This window comes from Salipiger sp. D13 (genome assembly GCF_003703915.1).
GTDB classification, from domain to species: domain Bacteria; phylum Pseudomonadota; class Alphaproteobacteria; order Rhodobacterales; family Rhodobacteraceae; genus Salipiger; species Salipiger profundus.
In genome coordinates this window covers 171,825-196,319 of sequence record NZ_RAPJ01000011.1, presented here as the reverse complement: position 1 = coordinate 196,319, position 24,495 = coordinate 171,825, and the positions used below count along the sequence as shown (strand labels likewise).

The window sequence follows — 24,495 nt, the reverse complement described above, 5'->3', positions numbered from 1 at the left end:
TTCAGCCCTTTACGGAACCGGCCGTGAGACCGCGGATGAAGTATTTCCCGGCGACGACGTAGACGAGGAGCGTCGGCAGCGCGGCGATGATCGCGGCGGCCATGTCGACGTTGTATTCCTTCACGCCGGTGGTGGAGTTGACGATGTTGTTGAGCGCCACGGTGATCGGCTGGGTGCCGGCCTGGCTGAAGGACACGCCGAACAGGAAGTCGTTCCAGATCTGCGTGAACTGCCAGATGACCGTGACCACGACGATCGGCAGCGACAGCGGCAGGAAGATCGACCAGAAGATCCGGAAGAACCCCGCGCCGTCGACCTTGGCAGCCTTCACCAGCTCTTCCGGGATGGTGACGTAGTAGTTGCGGAAGAACAGCGTGGTGAAGCCCAGCCCGTAGATCACGTGCACGAACATCAGGCCCGGGATGGTGCCGGCGATGCCCATGAGCCCCAGCATCCGCGCCATCGGCAGCAGCACCACCTGGTAGGGGATGAAGCAGCCGAAGAGCATCAGCGAGAACACGAGGTTCGCGCCGCGGAACTTCCACTGGGCGATCACGTAGCCGTTCATCGCGCCGAGCAGCGTCGAGATCAGCACCGAGGGCACCGCCAGCATGACCGAGTTCCAGAAGAACGGCCGCAGGCCCTCGCACTGGATGCCGGTGCAGGCGCCCGACCAGGCGGTCTTCCACGGCTCGAAGGTCACCTCGCGCGGGAGCGCGATGAGGCTTCCGGTGCGGATTTCCTCGAGGCTCTTGAGCGAGGTCGTGAGCATCACGAAGAGCGGCATCAGGTAGAACAGCGCGAACAGGCCGAGCAGCACGAAGAGCCCGAAGCGCAGGGCGGTCCGGCCCCAGGTGCGCTCGCTGCGCACGGAGGTCGGAGAGAGCGTTGTGTCAGTCATGTTTCGCCCTCAGTTCGGAGTAGAGATAGGGAACGACGATGGCGAAGACGACGGCCATCATCACCATGGCCGAGCTTGCCGCCTGGCCGAGGTCGCCGCGCGAGAAGGCCATCGCGTACATGTAGGTGGCGGGCAGGTCGGTGGCGTAGCCGGGGCCGCCTCCGGTCAGCGCGATGACGAGGTCGAAGGCCTTGATGGCGAGGTGCGCGAGCACGATGAAGGCCGACAGGAAGATCGGCGCCATCGAGGGAATGATGATCGCGGTATAGATCCGCCACGTCGGGATGCCGTCGACCTGCGCGGCCTTGATGATCTCGCCGTCGACCGACCGCAGGCCGGCGAGGAACAGCGCCATCACGAAGCCCGAGCTCTGCCAGACGCCGGCGATCACCACCGCGTAGATGGCGAAATCGGGGTTCACGATCCAGTCGAAGCTGAAATTCTCGTAGCCCCAGCCGCGCACCATGTGCTGGATGCCGAGACCGGGGTTCATGATCCATTTCCACGCGGTGCCGGTGACGATCATCGACAGCGCCATGGGGTAGAGGTAGATCGTCCGCAGCGCGCCTTCGACGCGGATGCGCTGGTCGAGCATGATCGCCAGCAGCAGGCCCAGCACCATCGAGATGCCGATGAAGAGCGCACCGAAGATGAACAGGTTGTTCATCGCGGTGTCCCAGCGCGGCGAGGCGAAGAGCCGTTCGTATTGAATGATGCCGTCGATCTCGTAGCGCGGCATGAGCCGCGAGCGGGTCAGCGAGACCCAGGCGGTCCAGCCGATGAACCCGTAGACGAAGATCAGCACGGCGATGAAGGACGGCGCCAGCACCATCCGGGGCAGGTAGCGTTCCAGCCAGGCAGTCATCGGATTTGTCCTTTGTCAGACAACGGAGGCCCGCGCCCGGACCGGTGGGTCGGGGCGCGGGGTCGGTCGTCTTACATCGAGTTCGCGACAGCGTCGGCGAGCATCTGCACGGCTTCGTCGGACGACATGTCCGAGTTGAAGTGCGCGGTCACCACGTCGGTGATGGCGCCGGCCTGCGCACCGCGCAGGGCCATGCCGTGCGCGTAGGAGGGCAGCAGCGCGCCGTTGTCGGAGGCAGCGGCCATGTCCTCGGAGGACTTATTGGCGCAGCTGTCGAACTCGTCGAGCGGCACGTCGGTGCGGACCGGGATCGAGCCCTTGTTGAGGTTGAACACCTTCTGGAAGTTCGGGCCGACGATCAGCTTGGCGAGCAGCTCCTGCCCGGCCTTCTTGTCCTCGCCGTCGACCTCGAACATGGCGAAGCTGTCGACGTTGTAGAGGTAGCCCTCACCGGGAGCGGATTCGCACAGGAAGTCCTCGCCCGGCACCTTGCCGGCGGCAAGGAATTCACCCTTGGCCCAGTCGCCCATGATCTGGAAGGCGGCTTCGCCGTTCATCACCATCGCGGTGGCGAGGTTCCAGTCGCGGCCCGGCGCGTTCTCGTCGACGTAGCCGCGCATCTTCGCCATCTGGTCGAAGACCGCCACCATCTCGGGCGAGGTCAGCGTGTCGGGGTCGAGCTCGACAAAGGCCTTCTCGAAGCCGTCGGGCCCGAGCATGCCAAGTGCCACGACCTCGAAGATGGTGGCGTCCTGCCAGGCCTGGCCACCGTGTGCGAGCGGGATCACGCCCGCTTCCTGCAGCTTCTCGGCGGCGGCGTTGAATTCGTCCCAGGTGGTCGGCATCTCGATGCCGTTGGCGTCGAGCACGTCGGCGTTGGCCCAGATCCAGTCGACGCGGTGGACGTTGACCGGCGCGGCGCACCACTGGCCGTCGCACTTCATGTGGCCGGCGATCGAGGCGGGCAGCACGTCGGCCCAGCCCTCGGCCTCGGCGACGTCGGAAATGTCGGCGAGCACGCCTTCTTCATACCATTCCTGGATGGCCGGGCCCTTGAGCTGCACAGCGGTCGGCGCGTTGCCCGACAGCACGCGGGCGCGCAGCGCGGTCATCGCCGCATCGCCGCCACCGCCTGCGACCGGCATGTCGGTCCAGGTGCCGCCCTGTTCGGCGAATTCCTCTTGCAGGACACCGACGGCCTTGGCTTCGCCGCCGGCGGTCCACCAGTGGAGCACCTCGGCCTGCGGCTCGGCAAGAAGCGGACCGGCAAGAGCGATGAGGGCGGCCGAGCTGGCCGCCATAGCGAGTTTTTGCATGATTGTTCCTCCCAAGAACGGCCGCCCTCCAGCGGCCATGCATCACATATTCTTGCGCTTTCGGGGCGTTCCCGCAATGCTCGCGGTGCCCCGTGACGTCGCGGTGGATCAGAAAATTGCGCCCCTTGTTACACGTTGTTACACGTCGTGCCGGAGGCGGCGCATGTCCGGGGTGGAGCGGAGGGCGCAACCAACGCCTCCGCCGGGGCAGGAGGACGAGGCGATGACGATTCCGCGGCTTCTCGTGGTCGACGACGACACCGAAATGCGGGCGATGATGACCGCCTTCCTGCAACAGCACGGCTTCATCGCGCTGCCCTGCGAGGGCGAGCGGAGCATCCGCGCGCATCTCTCCGCCGGGCGGGTCGACCTGATCCTGCTCGACGTGATGCTCGGCGACGAGAACGGCGTCGAGATCTGCGCCCGGCTGCGGCAGGAGCAGGACGTGCCGATCATCCTCGTGTCGGCGCTTTCGGCCGATCACCAGCGCATGGCGGGATACGAGGTCGGCGCCGACGACTACATCGCCAAGCCATTCAACCCCGACCTGCTGCTCGCGCGGGTCAAGGCGGTGCTGGCGCGGGCGCGGCGGTCGGCATCGCTGATCTACCGCCGGCAGACCTCGACCTACCGCTTCCGGGGCTGGGTCTACGACGCGCGCCGCGACGAGGTCCGCGCCCCGGACGGGGTGCAGATCCCGCTGTCGCGCCGCGAGACGGCGCTGCTGAAGGTGCTGCTGGCGAACCCGCGCATCCCGCTGACCCGAGACGAGATCGCGGCAGCGCTCGACGGTGCCGAGGACAACGCCGGTCACGAGACGCCGGGCCGCGCCATCGACGTGCTGGTCGGGCGTCTGCGCGGCAAGATCGAACGCAACCCGCGTGAGCCACAGCTTCTGCGCACCGAGCGCGGGGTCGGCTACGTCCTCGCGACGGACGTCGAGATCGAGGCGGGCTGATGCCGGGCCGCCGCGTGGCGTTGCGGCTGCGGACCCTCGGACTGCTGGGCATGCTCGCAGGGTTTGCCGCCGGGGTCGCGGCCGCCTGGCTGTGGTTCGCCTCGGTGCAGGGCTGGGAGCGTTACCTGAGCCGTGCCTATGCCACCGGCGTCGGGCTCTACGAGACCCTGCGCTACGACCTGCCGCCGCCCGAAGGGGTCGTCGTCACGCCGCTGTCGCCCGCGCAGGCGGCGCTGGCCGACCGGGGCGAGTTCGTGCAGATGCCAGAGCTGCCGTCACCCGCCTTCGTGACCAACGTCTCTCTGATCGACCCCGGCCCCGACCTGCTGTCGGGCACCGTGCTGTCGCTGGGGATCGTCTCGGGCACGCTGCAGTATCCGGTGGCCGAGATCGCCTTGGCCGACGCGCATGCCGCCGCCCAGAAGCTCGGCAGCGTCACGCGGCTGCTCGCGGCCTACTGCAGCGAACCGGTGCTCTTCGCCCGCCATGCCGACGGCCCGTGGATGCGGATCGACGGCACGGCTGTCTGGGGCTGCGGGGCGGCGCCACGCGACCTGCGGCTCGCGGCGGTGCTGCTGTCGCTCGCCGCCTTCGTGGTGCTGGTGACGCTGGTGTCCGACACCTCGGCCCATTTCGACCGCTTCGCCCGGGCGCTGCGGGACCGGCGCAGGCTCGGCGGGCCGGACGCCTACGCCGTCGAGGGCCCCGCCGAACTGCGCGAGATCGTCGCCGCCGTGAACGTCTACCTCGATGCCGAGCGCGAGCAGCTCTCGAAGCGCGCGGTGGTGCTGTCTGGCATCAGCCACGATCTCGGCACGCCCGCCACCCGGCTGCGGCTGCGCACCGCGCTGATCCCCGACCGCGAGCTGCGCGAGAAGCTGGACGCCGACATCGACAGGATGACCGGCATGATCGAGAGCGTGCTGACACTTACCCGTTCCGAGCTGAACGCCGAAGCGCCGCGCCAGCTGTCGCTGAGCGCGCTGGTGGAGGCGCTGGTCGATGACTATCGCGACGTCGGCAAGCCGGTCGAGCTGCGCCCCGGCGCCCCCAGCGTGGTGCTTGGCGGGGCGTCGCTGTTCTCGTCGCAGCGGGGGCACGGCGCACGGCCTGCGCCGCATGACATCCGCGTCACGGGGCGGCCCGTCTCGTTGCAGCGGGCGGTTTCGAACCTTGTCGAGAACGCCCTGAAATACGGGCGCCGGGCGACGGTCGGGATCGAGGCCGACATGACCCACGCGCGCATTACGGTCGAGGACGAGGGTTCGGAGATGTCGATTGCCGAGATCGAGAGCGTGATCGCCCCGTTCCGGCGTGGCGCCAACCACGGGCGCGTCAACGGCTTCGGCCTCGGGCTTACCATCGTCGACACCGTCGCGCAGCAGCACGGCGGACGGCTCTACTTCGAGGAAGGCGCGCACGGCCTGCGCGCGTGCCTCGAGATCCTGCGCAGCTAGGCCGCGCTTGTGCCGGGGGCGGGGCCGGGGCTATCCAGTCGGGGCAACACGCGGCAGACCCCGGAGGACAGACCGATGACCAGCCCCCAGCCTCTCAGCGACGACGACTGGCCCGACGCGGTGGCCGACCTCCGCGAGGGGTTTGCCGGCAAGCTCAACGTCTACCGGGTCATGGCGCATCACCCGGCACTGCTCAGGGCATGGGCGCCGCTGCGCCAGCATATCGTGCGCGACACCTCGCTCGGGCTCGAGCGCAGCGAAGTGGTGATCCTGCGCACGGCCTTCCGCTTCGGCTCGGCCTACGAATGGGCGCATCACGTCTCGCGGGCGCGGGCGCTCGGCTTTTCCGACGAGCGCATCGCGGCGCTGCGCGAGATGCCCGATGGCGAGGACGGGCTGATTGCCCGCGCCGTCGACGCGCTGGTCGACGAGCGCCGCCTGCCGCCCGAGCTCAATGCCGCGCTGGCCGAGGCTCTGGGCCGCGAGGCGGTCTTCGACCTGATCGCCACGGTCGGCTTCTACTCGGTGCTGGGCTACATCCTGATGAGCTACGACACCCCCATCGACGACCGCATCGCCGAGGAGATGGCCGAGGCACCGCTCTGATCCCGTTTTAGCTGCGCTGAAGCAGAACGCAGTCGGGCTGATCTTACGAGAGCGCCCGGCGCGCGGCATACTGCATCGCAGCGCAGAACAGGGAGCCCGCACGATGGCACGCGACGACACGCTCAAGCTCGGAACCTTCGTCTACACCTTCGGCTTTCACCCCGCCGCCTGGCTGCACCCGGGGTCGGACGTGAAGGGCGCGAACGACATCTCGCACCTGGCGAAGGTGGCGAAGATCTCGGAGGCGGCGAAGCTCGACTTCATGTTCTTCGCAGACAGCCCCGCCGCCGCCGTCGGCCACCCCGAGGCGCTGGCTCGACAGCCCACCAAGATGAACCGCTTCGAGCCGATCACCGCGATTACCGCGCTCTCGATGGTGACCGAGAAGCTCGGCTTCGTGGCCACCGCCTCGACCTCCTACTACGAGCCCTACAACATCGCCCGGCTCTACGCCTCGGCCGACCATATCTCTGGCGGGCGGATGTGCTGGAACGTGGTGACCTCGGACCATGACGAGACCGGCTACAACTACAACCGCGAGGGGCTCGACCCGCACGCGGACCGCTACGCGCGCGGCGAGGAGTTCCTCGACGTGGTGTTCGGGCTGTGGGACTCGTGGGAAGACGACGCGCTGCTGCTCGACCGTGAGAACGGACTCTACCACGACAAGGACAAGCTGCATCAGCTCGACCACGTCGGCGACCATTTCCAGGTGCGTGGCCCGCTCAACATCGCGCGCACGCCGCAGGGGCGGCCGGTGATCGCGCAGGCGGGCGGCTCCGAGCGTGGCCGCGAGCTTGCGGCGCGCACCGCCGAGATCGCCTTTTCGCTGGCCTCGAACATCGAGAAGAACAAGGCGTTCTATGCCGACGTGAAGTCCCGGATGGCGAAATACGGCCGTGCGCCGAGCGACCTGAAGATCATGCCGGGCATCGTCATCAACGTGGGCGAAACCCGCGAGGAGGCCGAGGTCCGGGCGCAGGAGATGGTCGACCACATGCACCCCGAGGTCGGTCTGCTGATGCTGCAGGAGTTTCTCGAGACCGACCTGCACGGCGCCGATCTCGACGCGCCCTTCCCGATGGACCGGATGCCGGAAAAGGCCAAGGGCTCCGAGGCGATGTTCGCCGAGGTCAAGGAGTTCGTCGAGCAGGGGCTGCCCCTTCGCGAGCTCATCACCCACTACGCGCGACGCCATACCGGCAACGGGCTGACCGGCTCCTACCTCGAGGTCGCCGACTTCATGCAGGAGTGGTTCGAGGAGGAGGCCGCCGACGGCTTCATCCTGATGTGCCCGACGCTGCCCGCCTCGCTCGAGGATTTCACCCGGCTGGTGGTGCCGGAGCTGCAGCGCCGCGGGTTGTTCCGCACCGAGTACGAGGGCAACACCCTGCGCGAGCACCTCGGGTTGTCGTGGCCCGAGACGCGCCACGCCAAGGCCCGCCGCGCGGCGGAGTAGGGCGCGGCGCCCGCTTTCCCGGCAAGCTGAGGGCTTGCGCGGCGCGCTCGGCCCCGGGCCGTTGCGTCTGCCGCGCGGTCACGGCAGGGAGGTCGGGACGCAAGCACAGGAGCTTCGGCATGGACCAACAGGCGATGGACGCCCTGCGCGCCCGCTTCGGCGCGCGCATCGAGACCGGCGAAAGCCTGCGTGACCAGCATGGCGCGGGCGACAGCTGGCATCCGGCGGCGCCGCCTGACGCGGTGCTCTTCGCCGAGACGACTCAGGAGGTTTCGGACGCGCTGGCGATCTGCCACGCGCAGGGGGTGCCGGTCGTGGGCTTCGGGCACGGCTCGTCGATCGAGGGACAGGTGCAGGCGGTGCGCGGAGGCCTGTGTCTCGACCTGTCGCGGATGACGCGCATCCTGCGGGTCTCGGCCGGTGACATGGACTGCACCGTCGAGGCCGGGGTGACGCGGCAGGCGCTGAACGAACACCTGCGCGACACCGGGCTGTTCCTGCCGATCGACGTGGGGACCCACGCGACCATGGGCGGGCTGGCCTCGACCCGGGCGTCTGGCACGATGACCGTGCGGCACGGCACCATGCGCGACCGGGTCATGGGGCTGACCGTGGTGCTGCCAGACGGCGAGGTGATCGAGACGGGCGGCCGCGCGCGGAAGTCCTCGGCGGGCTACGATCTGACCGGGCTCTTTGTCGGCGCCGAGGGCACGCTCGGAATCATCACCGAGGTGACGCTGAGGCTCGCCGGCATCCCCGAGGCGGCGCGGGCCGGGCTCTACGCCTTCGCCGACATCGCCGAGGCGACCGAATGCGTGATCGAGGCCCTGCAATGCGGCCTCTGCCTCAACCGGATCGAGCTTCTGGACGCGCTGCAGATGCGGGCCATCAACGCGTGGAACGGCACCGACCACCCCGAGACCGCGACGCTGATGGTCGACCTCGCCGGCAGCGAGGCGCAGGTGGCCGAGGATCTCGACACGCTGGGCGAGCTCGCCGCCGGACATGGCGCCACGGTTTCGCCCTGCGCCACGCCCGAGGCCTACAACGCGCTCTGGGCGCTGCGGCACTCGGCGCTCTACGCGGCGCGCGGGCTGCGGCCGGGCTGCAAGAGCCTGTCGACCGACGTCTGCGTTCCGGTCACCGAGCTGCCCGCCATCATCGCCGGGATCCAGTCCGAGATCGCCGCCGAAGGCGTGATCGCGCCGCTGCATGGCCACGTCGGCGACGGCAACTTTCACCTCGTGATGCTGTTCGACCCCGACGACGCGGACGAGCAGGACAAGGTCCGCCGCCTGAACCACCGGCTTGTCGAGATGGCGCTGGCACATGGCGGCACCGCCACCGGCGAGCATGGCGTGGGACTGGGCAAGAAGATCTTCATGGAGGCCGAGCACGGTCCGGCGCTTGGCCTGATGAAGCGGATCAAGCAGGCGGTCGACCCGAAGAACATTCTCAATCCCGGCAAGATATTCGATCTCTGAACGGCCAGGGATTCGCGGGCGCGCCGGTCGTCATGCGGCGCGCGAGGCTCCCGATGTGCCCAAATCCTGTGCAACCGGCGGCGTTGGCGGCAACGGGTTTCCGGTTTCCGCAGCGCCGCCGCATCTTTCCGCTGTGAATTGACGGACGCTTCATTTGTATACACAAATGCGGACATGATCGGACAACCGGTCGGGTCCGCAAGCGAACAGACAACAGACAAGGCCCCGGAGCGGGCCGCACAGGGAGAATACCATGCGCAAGCCATTCCTTGCCGCCCTCGCCGGGGCGGCCCTGACCCTCGGGTCGACCGTCACCGCGCAGGCCGACGCGCTCGAGGACGTGATGGACGCAGGCGTCCTGCGGGTCGGCACCGAAACCGCCTTTGCCCCCTTCGACTACATCGACGCCGGTGAGCACACCGGCCTGAACGTCGATGTCTTCGCGGAGATCGGCAAGGAGATGGGTGTCGATATCGAGTGGATCACGCTCGACTGGACCGGCGTGCTGCCGGGCCTCGAGGCCGGCCGCTTCGACGTGGTCGCCGGCCCTGCCACGATCACCAGCGAGCGGATGGAGCGTTACCGCTTCTCCTCGCCCGTGGCCGAGGCGACGGTGGCCCTTCTGGCCTGCGCGTCCTGCGATATCGAGGCGCCCGAGGACATCGCCGGCAAGCCGGTCGGCTCCGGCACCGGCACCGCGCAGCTTGCGCAGCTTCAGCAGTTTGCCGAGACGCTCGACACGCCGCCTTCGGACATCAAGGAATACGTTTCGTTCAACGAGAGCTACGCCGACCTTGCCGCCGGCCGGATCGAGGCCGTCGCCAACTCGCTGCCGAACATTGCCTTCGTCGCTTCCGAGCGGCCCGAGGTCTTCAAGGTGGTGAAGCCGGCCTTCGGCACGCCGACCTACTTCGGCTACCCCGGCCGGATCGAGCCCGAATACGCCTCTCTGATGGACAAGATCGACGAGATCCTGCTCGCGATGAAGGAGGATGGCCGCATGGCGGAGCTGCAGGAGAAGTGGTTCGGAACCACCTTCGACATGCCCGACTACGTGACCGACCCCAACATCTGACGACCTGAGGCGGCGCGGTGTCCCTTCCGCGCCGCCGACGGACGCCGCTGCCCGAGGCCGCATGACCTGGAAGCTCTTCTCGCTGCTGCTCGAAGCGTCGCTGATGACGATCTTCGTCAGCGCCCTGTCGATCCTGCTGGGCCTGGCCTTCGCCATCGTGCTCTCGGGGATGCGCATGTCGGGCAACCGCGCGCTGTTCCGGGGCGCGGGCCTGTTCATCTCGTTCTTCCGTGGCGTTCCGCTGCTGGTGCAGCTGCTGCTGATCTACAATTTCCTGCCCGCCGTGGGCATCACCCTGCCGAGCCTCGCCACCGCGATCATCGGCCTGTCGCTCTGCACCGCCGCCTACCAGGCCGAGAACCTGCGCGGCGGCTTCGAGGGGGTTCCGCCGGGGCTTGTCGAATCCGCCGAGATGGCCGGGTTCTCGCGGCTGCAGACCTTCGTCCACATCCGCACGCCCATCGCCCTGCGCATGACCTTTCCCGCGCTGGTGAACGAGGCGATCCTCATTCTCAAGGCGTCTTCGCTGGTGTCGGTCGTCGGGCTGATCGAGCTGACCAAGATGGCGCAGAACCTCGCCGCCTCGACCTACATGCCGCTGCCGATCTTCGCCTCCGCCGGGCTCATCTACCTTGTCATCAACCTGGTCGTGGCCTTCGTCGGGAACCGGGCCGAGAACGCGCTGCCGGGGCTTCCCTCGAAATGAGCTTCGATTTCGCCGTCATCCTCGCCAAGGCGCCGCAGATCCTCATGGGGCTCGGGGTCACGATCCTGATCTGGGTCGCGGGCACGCTCTTCGCCGCCGCGCTGGGGTTCCTCATCGCCACCGCGCGCCGCTTCGGCGGCCGGCTCGTGGACCTCGGCCTGCAGGTGCCCGTCGAGATCATCCGCGGCACGCCGTTCCTCGTGCAGATCTTCCTGCTCTACTTCGGCGGCCCCTACATCGGGCTCCGGCTCGAGCCGTGGGTCGCGGGCCTGCTGGGCATCTCGGTCTACGGCGCCGCCTACTACGCCGAGATCTTCCGGGCCGGCTATCGCTCGGTGCCGGTGGGCCACGTCGAAGCCGCCGAATGCGTGGGCTTCGCGCGCGGGCAGATCATCCTGCGCATCCTGCTTCCCGAGATGGCGCTGCTGGTGCTGCCGCCGTCGATCAACATGGCGATCATCCTGCTCAAGGAAACCGCGCTGCTGTCGCTCATCACCGTGCCCGAGATGACCATGACCGTCAGCGCCATCGGCTCGCAGCAATACGCCTTCGTCGAGTCGCTGGTGATCCTCGCGCTGGTCTACTGGGCGCTGGTCGAGCTGGCGAACTGGCTGGGCCGGATCGCCGAACGCAAACTCTCGAAACTGAGTGCCTGACATGTCCGATCCCGCCATCGCCGTGAAACACGTCTCCAAGCAGTTCGGCGAGACCGAGGTGCTGCGCGACATCTCTCTCGAGGTTCCCCGGGGCGAGGTCACCTGCCTGATCGGGCCGTCCGGCTCGGGCAAGTCGACCCTGCTGCGCTGCATGGCCTTCCTCGAAGAGGCGACGTCGGGAGCGATCGAGATCGAGGGCGACCCGCTGGGCTTCGTCGAGGGTGCCGGCGGCCGCCGCCGCCAGACCCCGGCCGAGCTGCGGCGGGTGCGCTCGAAGGTCGGCATGGTGTTCCAGCAGTTCAACCTGTGGCCGCACATGACCGCGCTCGGCAACGTCTCGGCGGCGCTGCGGCGGGTGCGCAAGCTGCCCAAGGCCGAGGCCGAGGACCGCGCGATGCGCCAGCTCGACAAGGTCGGCCTGAAGGAGCGGGCGCATCACTACCCCGCGCAGCTCTCGGGTGGCCAGCAGCAGCGCGTCGCCATCGCCCGGGCACTGGCGCTCGATCCGACGATCATGCTCTTCGACGAGCCGACCTCGGCGCTCGACCCGGAGCTGACCGGCGAGGTGCTGAACGTCATGCGGCAGCTGGCCTCGGAGGGCATGACCATGGTCGTCGTCACCCACGAGATTGGGTTCGCGGCCTCGGTCGGCAGCAAGGTGGCGTTTCTCGACCATGGCCGGCTGCTGTTCCACGACACGCCCGAGACGGTCTTTGCCGCGCCGCGCGAGCCGCGGCTCGAGCAGTTCCTCGACACCTACCTTGACCGTGGCGCCGCCATGCTGAAGTAGACGGGGTCATGAGCGCGGACCGCGATACCGAGACGACGAAGTCGCTGCACGAGACGATCCTGACGGATCTCGAACGCAATATATTGTCGGGCGACTGGGCGCCAGGTCACCGCGTGCCCTCCGAGCTGGAGCTGGCCGAGCAATACGGCTGCTCGCGGATGACCGTGAACAAGGTGATGACCCAGCTTGCGCAGGCGGGGCTGGTTCTGCGCCGCCGCCGCGCCGGGTCGGTCGTGCTGCCGCAGCGGTCGCAGAACGCGGTGCTCGAGATCCACGACGTCAAGGAAGAGGTGCTTGCCGCCGGCGGCTGGTATGGCCACGAGATCCTCGGTCGGCGCGAGCGCCCGCTCAGGGCCGAGGAGGCCGTCGCCGGTGCCGCGCCCGGTGTGCCGGTGCTCGACGTGGCCTGCCTGCACCGCAAGGACGATGCGCCGTTCTGCCTTGAACGGCGGGTGATCTTCCTCGACGCGGTGCCCGAGGCGGCGGAGGCCACCTTTGACGCGCAGGCGCCGGGTGCTTGGCTGCTGGCGCATGTGCCCTGGAGCGAGGCCGAGAACGAGATCGGTGCCGAAGCCGCCGACACCGACGTCGCCGCGCGGCTCGGGCTGGCGGCGGGCGCGCCGCTGCTGACGATGACCCGGCGGACGTGGAAGAACGGCGAGCCGGTCACGCAGGCGCGGTTCTTCTATCCCGGTGGCGGGCACACGATGAAGGCGCGTTTCACGCCCTCGCAGAGCTGACCGCCATGGCCCGGCTCCCGCACCTGCGCGCGATGGAGAGCTTCGAGGCGGTGGCACGCCTCGGTTCGGTCAGCGCGGCGGCAGGAGAGCTTGGGGTCTCGCCCGGCGCGGTGAGCCAGCAGGTCCGCCGGCTCGAGGCGCATCTCGGGGTCACCCTGCTTGAACGGCGTGGGCGGCATCTCGAGCTGACGCGCTGGGGGCGGCTCTATCATGCGGAAATCGAGGGCGCATTCGCGCAGCTTCTCGCGGCAGAGCGGCCCCTGCGGGCGGCCCTTGGTGGTGCCCCTCTGGTGGTGAGCGGCCTGCCGACCGTGGCCGCGAAATGGCTCGGGCGGGCGCTCTACGACCGGGCGCGCGAGGTGCCCGATGTGCCGGTGCGGCTGGTCTCGGAAGAGGCCGACGCGGCAGGCAGTGGCGAGGCGTGGGATTTTCGGATGGACTTCGGTCCACCGCCCGCCGACGGGCCGGGGGCCGAGCTGTTTACCGACGTCGCCGTGCCCGCCTGCGCGCCATCACTGCTGGAGGGGCGGCCGATCTCGACGCCGGAGGATCTGCTTGTATTGCCCCGGCTGCGCATCGGCTGGAGCGCGCGCTACGACCGCTTCGAGCCGCCGAGCTGGGAGGCCTGGGCCGGGCGGCACGGGCTGGTGCTGCCGCCGGGCGCTCCGGCGATGAGCTTCGCGCTCACAGCCTCGGCCATCGACGCGGCGGTTGCAGGGCAGGGCGTGGTGCTGGGCCAGCGGGCGATGATGCAGGAGGAGCTCCTGACCGGGCGGCTCGTGGTGCCGCTGGACCTGCCGCTGCCGCTGTCCGAACCCTATGCCCTGCGCTGGTCGCGCGCGGCGCTGGAGAAACCCGGCGGCGCCGGCCTGCGCGACTGGTTGCTCGCGCGCGGTCGGCAGGAGGCCGCGCGCCTCCGGAAAGACGGCTGAGCCGGGCCGCACTTGCGCTGCCGGTTGACTGCGTAGGGAGGGCAATAGTGCCCACCCTACCGGATGCGGCCTGGTGCAGGCTTGCGCGGCCTAAAGGATGCGCGGCAGGCGCAGGCCGTGCTCCCTGGCGCAGTCGATGGCCTCGGGGTAGCCCGCATCCGCATGACGCCAGACGCCGGAGGCCGGGTCGTTCCACAGCACCCGCTCGAGGCGCTTGGCCGCCTCCGGCGTGCCGTCCGCGCAGATCACCACGCCCGCGTGCTGCGAGAAGCCCATGCCGACGCCACCGCCGTGGTGCAGCGACACCCATGTCGCGCCCGAGGCGGTGTTCACAAGCGCGTTCAGCAGCGGCCAGTCCGATACCGCGTCGGAGCCATCGCGCATCGCCTCGGTCTCGCGGTTGGGGCTCGCCACCGAGCCGGAATCGAGGTGATCGCGGCCGATCACCACCGGCGCCTTCAGCTCGCCGCTGGCCACCATCTCGTTGAACTTCAGCCCGGCGCGGTGACGGTCGCCCAGCCCGATCCAGCAGATCCGCGCCGGCAGTCCCTGGAAGGAGATCCGCTCGCGTGCCATGTCGAGCCAGCGGTGCAGGCCCTCGTTCTCGGGGAAGAGCTCCTTCATGGCCTGGTCGGTCTTGTAGATGTCCTCGGGATCACCCGAAAGCGCCGCCCAGCGGAACGGTCCGATGCCCTTGCAGAAAAGCGGCCGGATGTAGGCAGGCACGAAGCCCGGGAAGGCAAAGGCGTTTTCCAGCCCCTCTTCCTTGGCCATCTGGCGGATGTTGTTGCCGTAATCGAGCACCGGCACGCCCTCGTTCCAGAAGCCGACCATGGCGGCCACGTGATCCTTCATCGAGGCTCGCGCGGCGCGGTTCACCGCGTCCGGGTCGCTTTCCTGCGTCTCGCGCCATTGGGCCACAGACCAGCCCTTGGGCAGGTAGCCGTGGAACGGGTCATGCGCCGAGGTCTGGTCGGTCACGATATCGGGCCGGGGCCCGCCGTCCTTCATGCGGGTCAGGAGCTCGGGGAAGATGTCGGCGGCATTGCCGATGAGCGCAACGGACTTGGCCTCGCCGGCCTTGGTCCAGCGGTCGATCATCGCCAGCGCCTCGTCCAGCGAATGGGTCTTCTCGTCGCAATAGCGGGTGCGGATGCGGAAGTCGGCGCGGCTCTCGTCGCATTCCACCGCAAGGCAGCAGGCGCCGGCCATCACCGCGGCCAGCGGCTGCGCGCCGCCCATGCCGCCAAGACCGCCGGTGAGGATCCAGCGACCGGTGAGGTCGCCGTCGTAATGCTGACGCCCCGCCTCTGCGAAGGTCTCGTAGGTGCCCTGAACGATGCCCTGCGCGCCGATGTAGATCCACGATCCGGCGGTCATCTGGCCGTACATCATCAGGCCCTTCTTATCGAGCTCGTTGAAATGCTCCCACGTGGCCCATTCCGGCACGAGGTTCGAGTTCGCGATCAGCACGCGCGGCGCGTCTGCATGGGTGCGGATGATGGCGATGGGCTTGCCGGACTGCACCACCAGCGTCTCGTCGGCCTCGAGGTCGCGCAGCCCGTCGCAGATCGCGTCGAAATCGTCCCACGTGCGGGCGGCGCGGCCGATGCCGCCGTAGACCACCAGCTCATGCGGGTTCTCGGCCACGTCGGGGTGCAGGTTGTTCATCAGCATCCGCAGCGGCGCCTCGGTCTGCCAGCTCTTTGCCGTCAGCTCTGGGCCGGTGGGCGGAAAGATGTCGCGGAGGTTGTGGCGGGGATCGGTCACGGCATTGGTCCTTTCACGCGAGCGTCGGCGCGAGGTCGACGAGGGACTGGAGAACGGGGGCGAGCGTGGCGCGCAGGTCTGCGGCCGTCTCGGGGTCGAGCCCGAAGGGCGGTTCTTCGGAGGCAAGATGGCTGGATTGCGCCAGCTCCATCTGGATGGCGTGCATCCCCTCGGCGGGCCTGCCGTAGTGACGGGTGGTCCAGCCGCCCCGGAAGCGGCCGTTCAGCACGTTGCTCCGGCCCGAGGCGGCGCAGCGCTCGACCACGGCGGCCTCGATCGCGGGGGCGCAGGTCTTGCCGCCGTTGGTGCCGACGTTGAAGTCGGGCAGCGTGCCGTCGAAGAGCCACGGGATCACCGAGCGGATCGAGTGGCAGTCGTAGAGGATCGCCACGCCGTGGATCGCGCGGACCCGCTCCATCTCGGCGCTCAGGGCGGCATGATAGGGCGCGTGCCACTCCGCGAGACGTCTCGCGATGTCGTCCTCGTCGGGGGCGCAGCCCTCGCGCCAGATCGGCGCGTTGTCGAAGGTCGTCTCGGGCACCAGCCCGGTGGTGGTCTGCCCGGGATAGAGCGACACCCCCGCCGGATCGCGGTTGGCGTCGATCACGTAGCGGTGGAAATTGGCCTTCACCGCCGTGACGCCGGGCAGCAGGTCGCGGTAGAGCGCGTCGATGTGCCAGTCGGTGTCGCGCAGCAGGCGGCCTTCGTCGTTGAGCCGGTCACGGATCGGGTCGGGCACATGGGTGCCGGTGTGCGGAAAGGCAAGAACGAGCGGGCTGTCGCCGCGGGTCACGGTCACGGGATGCATCAGGCAAGCTCCGGCAGGTCGAGGGAGGCGGTCAGCGCGCCCGAGGCGACGAGCGCGCCGGCGCTCTCCATGTCGGGGGCGAGGTAGCGGTCGGGGCCAAGCTCGGGGACGCTTCCGCGCAGGGTGGCTATGACGCCTGCGAGCGCGGGCGAGGTTTCGAGCGGGCGGCGCAGCGCGATACCCTGCGCGCCGGTCATGGCCTCGACGCCGATGATCCAGAACAGGTTCTGCGTCATTGCCAGCAGCCGCCGGGCGCCGTGGCAGGCCATGCTGACGTGATCCTCCTGGTTGGCCGAGGTCGGCGTGCTGTCGACCGAGGCGGGGTGGGCCAGCTGCTTGTTCTCACTCATCAGCGCGGCGGTCGTGACCTCGGCAATCATCAGGCCCGAGTTCAGCCCCGGTTTCGGCGTCAGGAACCCCGGCAGCCCGTAGTTCAGCGCCGGGTCCACGAGCAGCGCGATGCGGCGCTGGGCGATGGCGCCGATCTCGGCCACGGCCAGCGCGATCTGGTCGGCGGCAAAGGCCACCGGCTCGGCGTGGAAGTTGCCGCCCGAGACGATGCTGCCGTCGGACAGCACCAGCGGGTTGTCGGTGGCGGCGTTGGCCTCGATCTCGAGCGTGCGGGCGGCCTGCCGCAGCAGGTCGAGGCAGGCCCCGCCCACCTGCGGATGGCAGCGGATGCAATAGGGGTCCTGCACGCGCTCGTCGCCGTCGACATGGCTGTCGCGGATCTGGCTGCCGTCGAGCAGCGCGCGCAGGCTGGCGGCGATCTCCACTTGCCCGGCGTGGCCACGCAGGGCGTGGATCTCGGCGGCGAAGGGCGCGGTCGAGCCCATCGCGGCGTCGGTCGAGAGCGCGCCGGTCACGATGCTGGCCTGCAACGCGCGCTCGGCCCGGAACAGCCCTGCCAGCGCCAGCGCGGTCGAGACCTGCGTGCCGTTGATGAGCGCGAGCCCCTCCTTGGCCACCAGTTCGACCGGGGACAGGCCGACGCGGGCCAGCGCCTCGGCGCCGGGCAGGCGGTCGGGGCCGATCCACGCCTCGCCCGCGCCGATCATCACGGCGGCCATATGCGCCAACGGGGCGAGGTCACCCGACGCCCCGACCGAACCCTTCTCGGGGATCACCGGCATCACGCCACGGTCCAGCATCGCCTCGAGCAGCGCCACCAGCTCCGGCCGCACGCCCGATGCGCCGCGGCCCAGCGACATGAGCTTCAGCGTCATGATGAGCCGGACGATCTCGGGGGCGAGCGGGTCGCCCACGCCGCAGCAATGCGACAGGATCAGGTTGCGCTGCAGCGTCGCAACGTCGCCCGGAGCGATGCGGATCGAGGCGAGCTTGCCGAAGCCGGTGTTGATCCCGTAGACCGCCGCGTCGCCGGCGGCGACCTCGGCCACCCGGGCGCAGGCGTTTTCGATGCCCGGCATCGCGGCAGGGTCGAGCCGCGCCGGCGTCTGCTGCCAGTAGAGGCTGCGCAGGGTGGCGAGCGTGACGGCGCCGGGGGTGAGCGTGATCATGCGACCTCTCCCCCGAAGACGCGCCATTTCAGCGGGTTGAAGCCGATGCGGTTGACGAGGACGGCGGCGCTGTCGGCCTCCCACAGGGCGAAATCGGCGGAAAGGCCCGGGGCGATCCGGCCGGTCTCGGCGGCAAGCCCAAGCGCGGTGGCGGCATGGGTGGTGACGCCGGCAAGGCACTCGGGCACGGTCATGCGGAAGAAGGTCGCGCCCATGTTCATGGTCAGCAGCAGTGAGGTCATTGGCGAGGTCCCGGGGTTGCAGTCGGTCGCAAGCGCCATCGGCACGCCATGCGCGCGGAACGCCGCGACCGGCGGCGCCTGCGTTTCGCGCAGGGTGTAGAAGGCGCCGGGCAGCAGCACCGCGACGGTGCCGGCTTCGGCCATCGCCCGCGCGTCCGCCTCGGTGGCGTATTCGACGTGATCCGCCGACAGCGCGTTGTGACGGGCAGCGAGTTGCACGCCGCCGATGCGGCTGAGCTGCTCGGCGTGCAGTTTCACCGGGAGGCCGAGCGCAGTCGCATGGGTGAAGAGCGGCTCGAGTTCCTCGGGCGAAAAGGCGATGCCCTCGCAGAAGGCATCCACCGCGTCGACCAGCCCCTCGGCGTGGGCGGCGTCCAGCCCGGCGATGGCGACTTCGCGGATGTAGGCGTCGGGCCGGTCGCGGTATTCCGGCGGCAGTGCGTGGGCGGCCAGCCAGCTCGTCACGATGCGCACCGGGCGCAGCTCGGCGAGCTTGCGGGCGGCGCGGAGCATGTCGAGTTCGGCCGCGATGGACAGCCCGTAGCCCGATTTGACCTCGACCGTGCTCACCCCCTCGGCGAGCAGGTGGTCGAGCCGGGGCAGGGCGGTTTCGACCAGCGCATCGACCGATAGCGCGCGAGTGGCGTTCATGGTCGCGGCGATGCCGCCGCCCTCGCGCGAGATCTGCTCGTAGCTGGCGCCCTCGAGCCGCAGCTCGAACTCGCGCGCGCGGTCGCCGCCGTAGACGATGTGGGTGTGGCAGTCGATCAGCCCCGGCGTCATCAGCGCGCCGCCGCAATCCACGACCTCGGCGCCATCGCGGTCGAGCGCGGTCCCCACCGCGACGATCCGGCCCGCCTCGGTCAGCACCTCGAGCGGTTCGGGTGCCAGGTCTGCCGCATCGGTGATCACACGTGCATTCGTCCAGAGCTTTCGCATCGGTGGCCTCTTTCCTCGGGGATTGAATAAGTATATACATATTGAGGCGGGCCAAGGAAGCCCGAAAGTGCGAGACGCCGGAGAGAGCCGATGCAGCTTCACGCGAAATGGGCGCTTCTGCCCGATGGTTGGGCAGAGAACGTGGCGCTTGAGGTCGAGGGCGGTGCCATCGGCGCGGTCCGCCCCGGCGCCGCGCCACGGGGCGAAACGCTCGACGTTCTGATTCCCGGCACCTGCAACCTGCACAGCCACGCCTTCCAGCGCGGTTTCGCCGGGCTGACCGAGGCGCGCGGGCCGGGGCGTGACAGCTTCTGGACGTGGCGCGAGATGATGTATCGCTTCGCCCTGCAACTCGACCCCGACGGCGCGCAGGCCATCGCCGAGATGGCCTATGTCGAGATGCTGGAGGCGGGCTTCACCCGCGTGGGCGAGTTCCATTACCTGCACCACGCGCCCGACGGGCGGGCCTACGACGATCCTGCGGAGATGTCGGCGCGGATCTTCGCGGCGGCCGAAGCGGCCGGGATCGCGCTCACGCACCTGCCGGTGTTCTACGCCCACGGCGGCTTTGGCCCGGCTCCGGCGAGCGACGGCCAGCGCCGTTTCCTGCACGACCGCGACGCGTTCCTTGCGCTGGTCGCGCGCTGCGACGCGATGGCCCGGCCCGGCGACGTGGTGGGCTACGCGCCGCATTCGCTGCGCGCTGCCGATGCCGCCGATCTCGCCGCGCTGGCCGAGGCGCTGCCGGGCCGCAAGGTGCACATCCACGTGGCGGAGCAGATTCCCGAGGTCGACGATTGCCTTGCCTTCTGCGGTCGGCGCCCGGTGCAGCGGTTGTTCGATGTGGCCGAGGTCGGCCCGGACTGGTGCCTCATCCACGCCACCCATCTGCTGGACGAAGAAGTGACGCAGATCGCCGGCTCGGGGGCCACGGTGGGGCTTTGCCCGGTGACCGAGGCGAACCTCGGCGACGGCATCTTCCCGGCTCAGACGTTTCTGGCGCAGGGCGGGCGGTTCGGCGTCGGTACCGACAGCAACGTGCGGATCGGGCTCGCCGACGAGCTGCGCTGCCTCGAGTATGGCCAGCGTCTCACCGCGCATGAGCGCAACGCGCTGGCGACCGCGCCGGGCTCGACCGGCACCCAGCTGCTGCGTCGGGCGCAGGAGGGGGGCGCACGGGCGCTCGGGGCCCCGGACGGCGGGCTGGTTCCCGGCGCGCCGGCGGACCTCGTGGCGCTGCGCGATCCGCTGGAGCTTGGCTCGGACGGGGCGCAGACCGTCGACCGCTGGCTCTTCGGTCCGGATATCGCGGTCGGCGACGTCTGGGTTGCCGGGCGCCGCCAGGTCCGCGAGGGCCGACACGTGGCGCGCGACCGGATCGCCGACCGCTTCGCGAGGACCGTGCGGCAGGTTCTGCACGACGGCTGACCGTCGCGCGTCGCGGCGATTGCATGGGCCGGGGCGGCGCGCATAGTATCGCCGGATGGACCCCCTTGCGACCGACAGCCCCGGCGATCAGACCGCGATGACGGACGAGGCCTGGCAGTCGGTGTTGCGCGCCGTCGATCAGACCTATTCCGAGCTCGTCGCCCACCAGGAGCGGCTGGAAGACCAGAACGCCGAGCTGAGCGCGGCGAAGCGGCTGATCGAGTCGGTGATGGCCTCGGTCAGCGACATCCTCATCGTGATCGATCGCGACGGCACCGTGGCCGAGGCCAGTGCCTCGCTGCGCGGGCTGGTCGGTGGCGAGGCCGGGGCGGTGATCGGCCAACCGGCCACGGGTGTCTTCGACACCGCCGGGGCCGAACTGCTGGCCGCCGCGCTCGGGCGGCTGCGGCTGCATCACGCGGTGACCCACTTCGAGGCAAGCATCCCCACCGAGACGGGCGCGCAGCCCTTCGACATCGCGCTGTCGCCGCGCATCGACGCGCGCGACCGCTTCGCCGGGGCGGTGCTCAGCGGTCGCCCACTGGGCGAGCTGCGCCGCGCCTACGCCGAGCTCGAGCTGTCGCACGAGCAGCTCAAGCAGGCGCAGAGCCAGATCGTCCGGAACGAGAAGCTCGCCTCGCTGGGACGGCTGCTGGCGGGCGTTGCGCACGAGCTGAACAACCCGATCAGCTTCGTCTACGCCAGCGTCCACGCGCTCGAGAAATACGTCGGCCAGTTCGAGACCTACTTCCAGCAGGTGCAGTCCGGCGCCCCGCGCGAAGATCTGGTCCGGTTGCGCAACGACCTGAAGCTCGAGCGCGCGCTGGGCAACCTGTCGACCGCCATCCACGGCGCCCGCGAGGGCGCGGAGCGGGTGCGCGACATCGTCGCCGACCTGCGGAGGCTGTCGTCCGAGGGCAGCGGCGAGCGCGTCGCCTTCGACCTTGCCGAGACCGCGCGGGTGGGCGCGCGCTGGGTCGAGCGGGGCTCGAAGACCGGCGTCGCGGTGACCTTTTCCGGCGAAGAGGCGCTGCGGGTCTGCGGGGTGCCGGGGCACGTGCAGCAGATCGTGATGAACCTCGTGCAGAACGCCATCGACGCGGTGGACGGGGTGCCCGATCCGGCGGTGCGCATCGACCTCGACCGGGCGGCGGGCATGGCGCGGCTGACGGTCTCGGACAACGGACCGGGCATTCCCGAGGCGCAGCGCGCGGCGGTTTTCGACCCGTTCTTCACCACCAAGCCGGTGGGCAAGGGCACCGGGCTGGGGCTTTCCATCAGTGCCAAGATCGCGGATGAACATGGCGGGCAGCTGTCGCTGCTGCCGGGGCCGGGCGCGGTGTTCCTGCTGGAGCTGCCCCTTGCCCACGAACCGGGAGAAAGCTGAATGAACGTCCTCTGGCTGCAATCGGCGGGCTGCGGCGGCTGCACCATGTCGCTGCTCTGCGCCGAAAACCCGAACGTGCTCGACACGCTGGGTGACGGCGGGATCGAGTTCCTCTGGCATCCGTCGCTTTCCATCGAGACTGGCGCCGAGGTCGTGGCGCTGCTGTCTGCGGTCGAACGCGGCGAGATCCCGCTCGACGTGCTCTGCTTCGAGGGCTCGGTGGCCACCGGGCCGCGCGGCACCGGACGCTACCACATGCTCGCCGGCACCGGGCGGGCGATGCTCGACTGGCTGCGGGCACTGGCGCCACGGGCGGAGCACGTCGTCGCGGTCGGCACCTGCGCCGCCTACGGCGGGATCACTGCCGCAGGCGGCAACCCGGCGGGCGCGATGGGGCTGCAATACGACGGGCGCGCGCGGGGCGGCGCGCTGTCGGAGGCGTTCACATCGCGCTCGGGGCTGCCGGTGATCAACGTCGCGGGCTGTCCGACCCATCCGGCCTGGGTGACCGAGACGCTGCTGATGCTGGCGGGCGGGGCGCTCGGGGCGGGGGATCTCGATGCCTTCGGACGGCCTCGGTTCTACGCCGACCACCTCGTGCACCATGGCTGTACCAAGAACGAATACTACGAGTACAAGGCCTCGGCCCGGCAGCTCTGCGAGATCGGCTGCATGATGGAGCATCTCGGCTGCGTCGGCACGCAGGCGGTGGGCGACTGCAACATCCGCCCGTGGAACGGCGAGGGCTCCTGCACGCGCGGCAACTATCCCTGCATCGCCTGCACCTCGCCCGAGTTCGAGGAGCCGGGCCACCCTTTCACCGAGACGCCGACCATCGCCGGCATCCCCGTGGGGCTGCCCTCGGACATGCCGAAGGCGTGGTTCATGGCGCTGGCCTCGCTGTCCAAGGCGGCGACGCCGAAGCGGATCGACGTGAACGCGCATTCCGACCGCATCCGCGTGGTGCCGAACCTCAAGGGGCGCAAATGAGCGGGCGGCAGCTTCTGGTCGGACCGTTCAACCGCGTCGAGGGCGACCTCGAGGTGCGGCTCGACATCGCAGACGGGGTGGTGCGTTCGGCGCAGGTGAACTCGCCGCTGTTCCGCGGCTTCGAGATGATGATGCAGGGCAAGGACCCGCGCGACGCGCTGACCGTCACGCCCCGGATCTGCGGCATCTGCTCGATCAGCCAGTCGACGGCGGCGGCGCTGGCGCTGGCCGATGTCTCGGGCGCCTCGATGCCGCCGCAAGGCGCGCTGGCGGCGGCGCTGCTGCACGGGGTCGAGAACCTCTGCGATCACATCAGCCACTTCGCGCTGTTCTTCATGCCGGACTTCGCCCGGCCGGTCTATGCCGGGCGCGCGTGGCACGACCGGGCGGTGGCGCGGTTCACCGCGCAGCAAGGCTCGGCCGCGCGCAGCCTGCTCGATGCGCGGGCGCAGCTTTTTCATATCGTCGGTCTGCTGGGCGGCAAGTGGCCGCACACGCTGGCGATCCAGCCAGGCGGCGTGACCCGTGCGCCCGACGCGCGCGACCGCATCCGCATCCAGACCACCCTGCGCGCGGCGCGGCGGGTGCTCGAGGCGGAGCTCTTCGGCGGTGCCTCGCTGGAGGATTTCACCAAGCTCGAAAGCATCGCGGGGCTCGAGGCTTGGGATGCCGGAGACGTCGGGCTGTTCAACACCATCTCGGCGGACCTCGGGCTCGGCGCGCTGGGTGCGGGGCCGAAACGCTACCTCTCCTGCGGGGCCTATCCGCTGGCCGGCGGACGCATGACCAGGGCCGGCGTCTGGGAGGCGGGGGCGGTCACCGCGTTCGACCCCGACGCCATCGTCGAGGACGTCAGCCACGCCTGGATGCTCGGCGCGGCGGCGCATCCGGCACAGGGTGTCACCCTGCCGGACGAGGAGATGTCGGCGCCCGGGTATTCCTGGTGCAAGGCGCCGCGGCTCGCCGGGCGCACGGTCGAGGTCGGGGCGCTGGCGCGGCAGGCGGTGGACGGGCACTCGCTGGCGGTGGCGCTCGCCGCCGAGGGCGGGGTGCGCGCGCGCATCGGCGGGCGGCTGCTCGAGATTGCGCGGACGGTACTCTGGCTGCAGGACTGGGCGGCGGCGCTCGATCCGTCCGAGAGGTTCATGGCGGACCCGATCCCCGAGCCGCGTGCGGGCAGCGGTGTCGGGTTGGTCGAGGCGGCGCGGGGCACGCTCGGGCATTGGCTGCGGGTCGAGGCCGGTCGGGTCGCGGGCTACCAGATCGTCGCGCCGACCACGTGGAATTTCTCGCCGCGCGACGCGGCGGGCGTGCCGGGGCCGGTCGAGGCGGCGCTGGTGGGCACGCCGGTGGGGGCGGAGGAGAGAACGCCGGTGGCGGTGCAGCACGTGGTGCGGAGTTTCGATCCATGCATGGTCTGCACGGTGCACTGACGGCGCGGGCGGCAGGGGGCTCTGCCCCCGTCC

At 69.7% G+C, this 24,495-nt stretch carries 22 protein-coding genes; 15 read left to right on the top strand and 7 right to left on the bottom strand.

The genetic code is table 11. The features are described from left to right. Window position 1 precedes the first annotated feature (1 nt). The 3 genes from D6860_RS20980 to D6860_RS20970 all read right to left on the bottom strand — a co-directional run bounded on the left by D6860_RS20980 (window position 2) and on the right by D6860_RS20970 (window position 3,082). The gene (locus tag D6860_RS20980; protein ID WP_076623165.1) at window positions 2-901 is read right to left on the bottom strand and encodes a carbohydrate ABC transporter permease; all 900 of its coding nucleotides are present in this window, start codon (window positions 899-901) and stop codon (window positions 2-4) included. Continuing rightward, window positions 894-1,766, bottom strand: coding sequence for a carbohydrate ABC transporter permease (locus D6860_RS20975; RefSeq protein ID WP_017468098.1), 873 nt, complete (start codon window positions 1,764-1,766; stop codon window positions 894-896). The genes D6860_RS20980 and D6860_RS20975 overlap by 8 nt, the downstream gene beginning before the upstream one ends. 71 nt (window positions 1,767-1,837) lie before the next feature. After that, entirely contained in the window at window positions 1,838-3,082 is a 1,245-nt protein-coding gene (locus tag D6860_RS20970) for an ABC transporter substrate-binding protein (protein WP_076623166.1), read from the bottom strand. A gap of 223 nt (window positions 3,083-3,305) precedes the next feature. On the opposite strand from D6860_RS20970, the gene D6860_RS20965 reads away from it, so the two are divergent. The 11 genes from D6860_RS20965 (at window position 3,306) to D6860_RS20915 (ending at window position 13,945) form a co-directional block, all read left to right on the top strand. Then, window positions 3,306-4,040 (top strand): response regulator, encoded by a 735-nt coding sequence (locus D6860_RS20965; RefSeq protein ID WP_076623167.1) that lies wholly within the window; start codon window positions 3,306-3,308, stop codon window positions 4,038-4,040. After that, on the top strand, window positions 4,040-5,497 hold the full coding sequence (locus D6860_RS20960) for a sensor histidine kinase (RefSeq protein ID WP_179949487.1): 1,458 nt from the start codon (window positions 4,040-4,042) through the stop codon (window positions 5,495-5,497). Before D6860_RS20965 ends, D6860_RS20960 begins: the two co-directional genes overlap by 1 nt. 75 nt (window positions 5,498-5,572) lie before the next feature. Further along, window positions 5,573-6,103 (top strand): carboxymuconolactone decarboxylase family protein, encoded by a 531-nt coding sequence (locus D6860_RS20955; RefSeq protein ID WP_076623168.1) that lies wholly within the window; start codon window positions 5,573-5,575, stop codon window positions 6,101-6,103. A gap of 103 nt (window positions 6,104-6,206) precedes the next feature. Next, entirely contained in the window at window positions 6,207-7,562 is a 1,356-nt protein-coding gene (locus D6860_RS20950) for an LLM class flavin-dependent oxidoreductase (protein ID WP_076623169.1), read from the top strand. Window positions 7,563-7,681: 119 nt separating this feature from the next. Further along, window positions 7,682-9,046 (top strand): FAD-binding oxidoreductase, encoded by a 1,365-nt coding sequence (locus D6860_RS20945; RefSeq protein WP_076623170.1) that lies wholly within the window; start codon window positions 7,682-7,684, stop codon window positions 9,044-9,046. 253 nt (window positions 9,047-9,299) lie between these two features. Next, window positions 9,300-10,121, top strand: coding sequence for a transporter substrate-binding domain-containing protein (locus D6860_RS20940; protein WP_017467851.1), 822 nt, complete (start codon window positions 9,300-9,302; stop codon window positions 10,119-10,121). Between the two features lie 61 nt (window positions 10,122-10,182). Beyond that, window positions 10,183-10,827: an amino acid ABC transporter permease gene (locus tag D6860_RS20935; protein WP_017467852.1), complete on the top strand. Its 645-nt coding sequence runs from the start codon at window positions 10,183-10,185 to the stop codon at window positions 10,825-10,827. Further along, complete coding sequence (locus D6860_RS20930) at window positions 10,824-11,483, top strand: amino acid ABC transporter permease (RefSeq protein ID WP_076623171.1); 660 nt, start codon at window positions 10,824-10,826, stop codon at window positions 11,481-11,483. The genes D6860_RS20935 and D6860_RS20930 overlap by 4 nt, the downstream gene beginning before the upstream one ends. Window position 11,484: 1 nt before the next feature. After that, complete coding sequence (locus tag D6860_RS20925; RefSeq protein WP_017469376.1) at window positions 11,485-12,273, top strand: amino acid ABC transporter ATP-binding protein; 789 nt, start codon at window positions 11,485-11,487, stop codon at window positions 12,271-12,273. Between the two features lie 8 nt (window positions 12,274-12,281). After that, window positions 12,282-13,013 carry a UTRA domain-containing protein gene (locus tag D6860_RS20920; protein ID WP_076623172.1) on the top strand — a complete coding sequence of 244 codons (732 nt, stop codon included), beginning with the start codon at window positions 12,282-12,284 and terminating at the stop codon, window positions 13,011-13,013. Window positions 13,014-13,018: 5 nt separating this feature from the next. Further along, entirely contained in the window at window positions 13,019-13,945 is a 927-nt protein-coding gene (locus D6860_RS20915) for a LysR family transcriptional regulator (RefSeq protein WP_076623173.1), read from the top strand. 90 nt (window positions 13,946-14,035) lie between these two features. On the opposite strand, the gene hutU is transcribed toward D6860_RS20915, so the two are convergent. From hutU to hutI, 4 genes are read right to left on the bottom strand one after another with little or no spacing between them, the layout of a single operon-like run. Beyond that, window positions 14,036-15,715 carry a urocanate hydratase gene (hutU, locus tag D6860_RS20910; protein ID WP_076623174.1) on the bottom strand — a complete coding sequence of 560 codons (1,680 nt, stop codon included), beginning with the start codon at window positions 15,713-15,715 and terminating at the stop codon, window positions 14,036-14,038. A 13-nt stretch (window positions 15,716-15,728) separates the two neighbouring features. Beyond that, window positions 15,729-16,523: an N-formylglutamate deformylase gene (gene hutG, locus D6860_RS20905; protein ID WP_076623175.1), complete on the bottom strand. Its 795-nt coding sequence runs from the start codon at window positions 16,521-16,523 to the stop codon at window positions 15,729-15,731. Then, on the bottom strand, window positions 16,523-18,043 hold the full coding sequence (hutH, locus tag D6860_RS20900; protein ID WP_093412028.1) for a histidine ammonia-lyase: 1,521 nt from the start codon (window positions 18,041-18,043) through the stop codon (window positions 16,523-16,525). Before hutH ends, hutG begins: the two co-directional genes overlap by 1 nt. After that, window positions 18,040-19,224, bottom strand: a complete 1,185-nt coding sequence (gene hutI, locus D6860_RS20895; protein WP_076623177.1) for an imidazolonepropionase — start codon at window positions 19,222-19,224, stop codon at window positions 18,040-18,042. The genes hutH and hutI overlap by 4 nt, the downstream gene beginning before the upstream one ends. Before the next feature lie 90 nt (window positions 19,225-19,314). On the opposite strand from hutI, the gene D6860_RS20890 reads away from it, so the two are divergent. Genes D6860_RS20890 through D6860_RS20875 form a run of 4 tightly spaced genes read left to right on the top strand, consistent with a single transcriptional unit; the run spans window position 19,315 to window position 24,462 of the window. After that, entirely contained in the window at window positions 19,315-20,652 is a 1,338-nt protein-coding gene (locus D6860_RS20890) for a formimidoylglutamate deiminase (protein ID WP_076623178.1), read from the top strand. A gap of 55 nt (window positions 20,653-20,707) precedes the next feature. After that, window positions 20,708-22,039 (top strand): sensor histidine kinase, encoded by a 1,332-nt coding sequence (locus tag D6860_RS20885; RefSeq protein ID WP_076623179.1) that lies wholly within the window; start codon window positions 20,708-20,710, stop codon window positions 22,037-22,039. Further along, window positions 22,040-23,029: an NADH-quinone oxidoreductase subunit B family protein gene (locus tag D6860_RS20880; RefSeq protein WP_076623180.1), complete on the top strand. Its 990-nt coding sequence runs from the start codon at window positions 22,040-22,042 to the stop codon at window positions 23,027-23,029. Then, window positions 23,026-24,462 carry a nickel-dependent hydrogenase large subunit gene (locus D6860_RS20875; protein WP_076623181.1) on the top strand — a complete coding sequence of 479 codons (1,437 nt, stop codon included), beginning with the start codon at window positions 23,026-23,028 and terminating at the stop codon, window positions 24,460-24,462. Before D6860_RS20880 ends, D6860_RS20875 begins: the two co-directional genes overlap by 4 nt. The last annotated feature ends 33 nt before the right edge of the window (window positions 24,463-24,495 follow it).

What these genes read in the sequence shown, in the direction of transcription:
- D6860_RS20980 (WP_076623165.1), bottom strand. Translation starts at nt 901, where the DNA reads ATGACTGACACAACGCTCTCTCCGACCTCCGTGCGCAGCGAGCGCACC.
- D6860_RS20930 (WP_076623171.1), top strand. Translation starts at nt 10,824, where the DNA reads ATGAGCTTCGATTTCGCCGTCATCCTCGCCAAGGCGCCGCAGATCCTC.
- D6860_RS20925 (WP_017469376.1), top strand. Translation starts at nt 11,485, where the DNA reads ATGTCCGATCCCGCCATCGCCGTGAAACACGTCTCCAAGCAGTTCGGC.
- D6860_RS20950 (WP_076623169.1), top strand. Translation starts at nt 6,207, where the DNA reads ATGGCACGCGACGACACGCTCAAGCTCGGAACCTTCGTCTACACCTTC.
- D6860_RS20885 (WP_076623179.1), top strand. Translation starts at nt 20,708, where the DNA reads ATGGACCCCCTTGCGACCGACAGCCCCGGCGATCAGACCGCGATGACG.
- D6860_RS20965 (WP_076623167.1), top strand. Translation starts at nt 3,306, where the DNA reads ATGACGATTCCGCGGCTTCTCGTGGTCGACGACGACACCGAAATGCGG.
- D6860_RS20890 (WP_076623178.1), top strand. Translation starts at nt 19,315, where the DNA reads ATGCAGCTTCACGCGAAATGGGCGCTTCTGCCCGATGGTTGGGCAGAG.
- D6860_RS20940 (WP_017467851.1), top strand. Translation starts at nt 9,300, where the DNA reads ATGCGCAAGCCATTCCTTGCCGCCCTCGCCGGGGCGGCCCTGACCCTC.
- D6860_RS20970 (WP_076623166.1), bottom strand. Translation starts at nt 3,082, where the DNA reads ATGCAAAAACTCGCTATGGCGGCCAGCTCGGCCGCCCTCATCGCTCTT.
- D6860_RS20920 (WP_076623172.1), top strand. Translation starts at nt 12,282, where the DNA reads ATGAGCGCGGACCGCGATACCGAGACGACGAAGTCGCTGCACGAGACG.
- D6860_RS20955 (WP_076623168.1), top strand. Translation starts at nt 5,573, where the DNA reads ATGACCAGCCCCCAGCCTCTCAGCGACGACGACTGGCCCGACGCGGTG.
- D6860_RS20975 (WP_017468098.1), bottom strand. Translation starts at nt 1,766, where the DNA reads ATGACTGCCTGGCTGGAACGCTACCTGCCCCGGATGGTGCTGGCGCCG.
- D6860_RS20960 (WP_179949487.1), top strand. Translation starts at nt 4,040, where the DNA reads ATGCCGGGCCGCCGCGTGGCGTTGCGGCTGCGGACCCTCGGACTGCTG.
- hutH (WP_093412028.1), bottom strand. Translation starts at nt 18,043, where the DNA reads ATGATCACGCTCACCCCCGGCGCCGTCACGCTCGCCACCCTGCGCAGC.
- D6860_RS20945 (WP_076623170.1), top strand. Translation starts at nt 7,682, where the DNA reads ATGGACCAACAGGCGATGGACGCCCTGCGCGCCCGCTTCGGCGCGCGC.
- D6860_RS20935 (WP_017467852.1), top strand. Translation starts at nt 10,183, where the DNA reads ATGACCTGGAAGCTCTTCTCGCTGCTGCTCGAAGCGTCGCTGATGACG.
- hutG (WP_076623175.1), bottom strand. Translation starts at nt 16,523, where the DNA reads ATGCATCCCGTGACCGTGACCCGCGGCGACAGCCCGCTCGTTCTTGCC.
- hutI (WP_076623177.1), bottom strand. Translation starts at nt 19,224, where the DNA reads ATGCGAAAGCTCTGGACGAATGCACGTGTGATCACCGATGCGGCAGAC.
- D6860_RS20875 (WP_076623181.1), top strand. Translation starts at nt 23,026, where the DNA reads ATGAGCGGGCGGCAGCTTCTGGTCGGACCGTTCAACCGCGTCGAGGGC.
- D6860_RS20915 (WP_076623173.1), top strand. Translation starts at nt 13,019, where the DNA reads ATGGCCCGGCTCCCGCACCTGCGCGCGATGGAGAGCTTCGAGGCGGTG.
- D6860_RS20880 (WP_076623180.1), top strand. Translation starts at nt 22,040, where the DNA reads ATGAACGTCCTCTGGCTGCAATCGGCGGGCTGCGGCGGCTGCACCATG.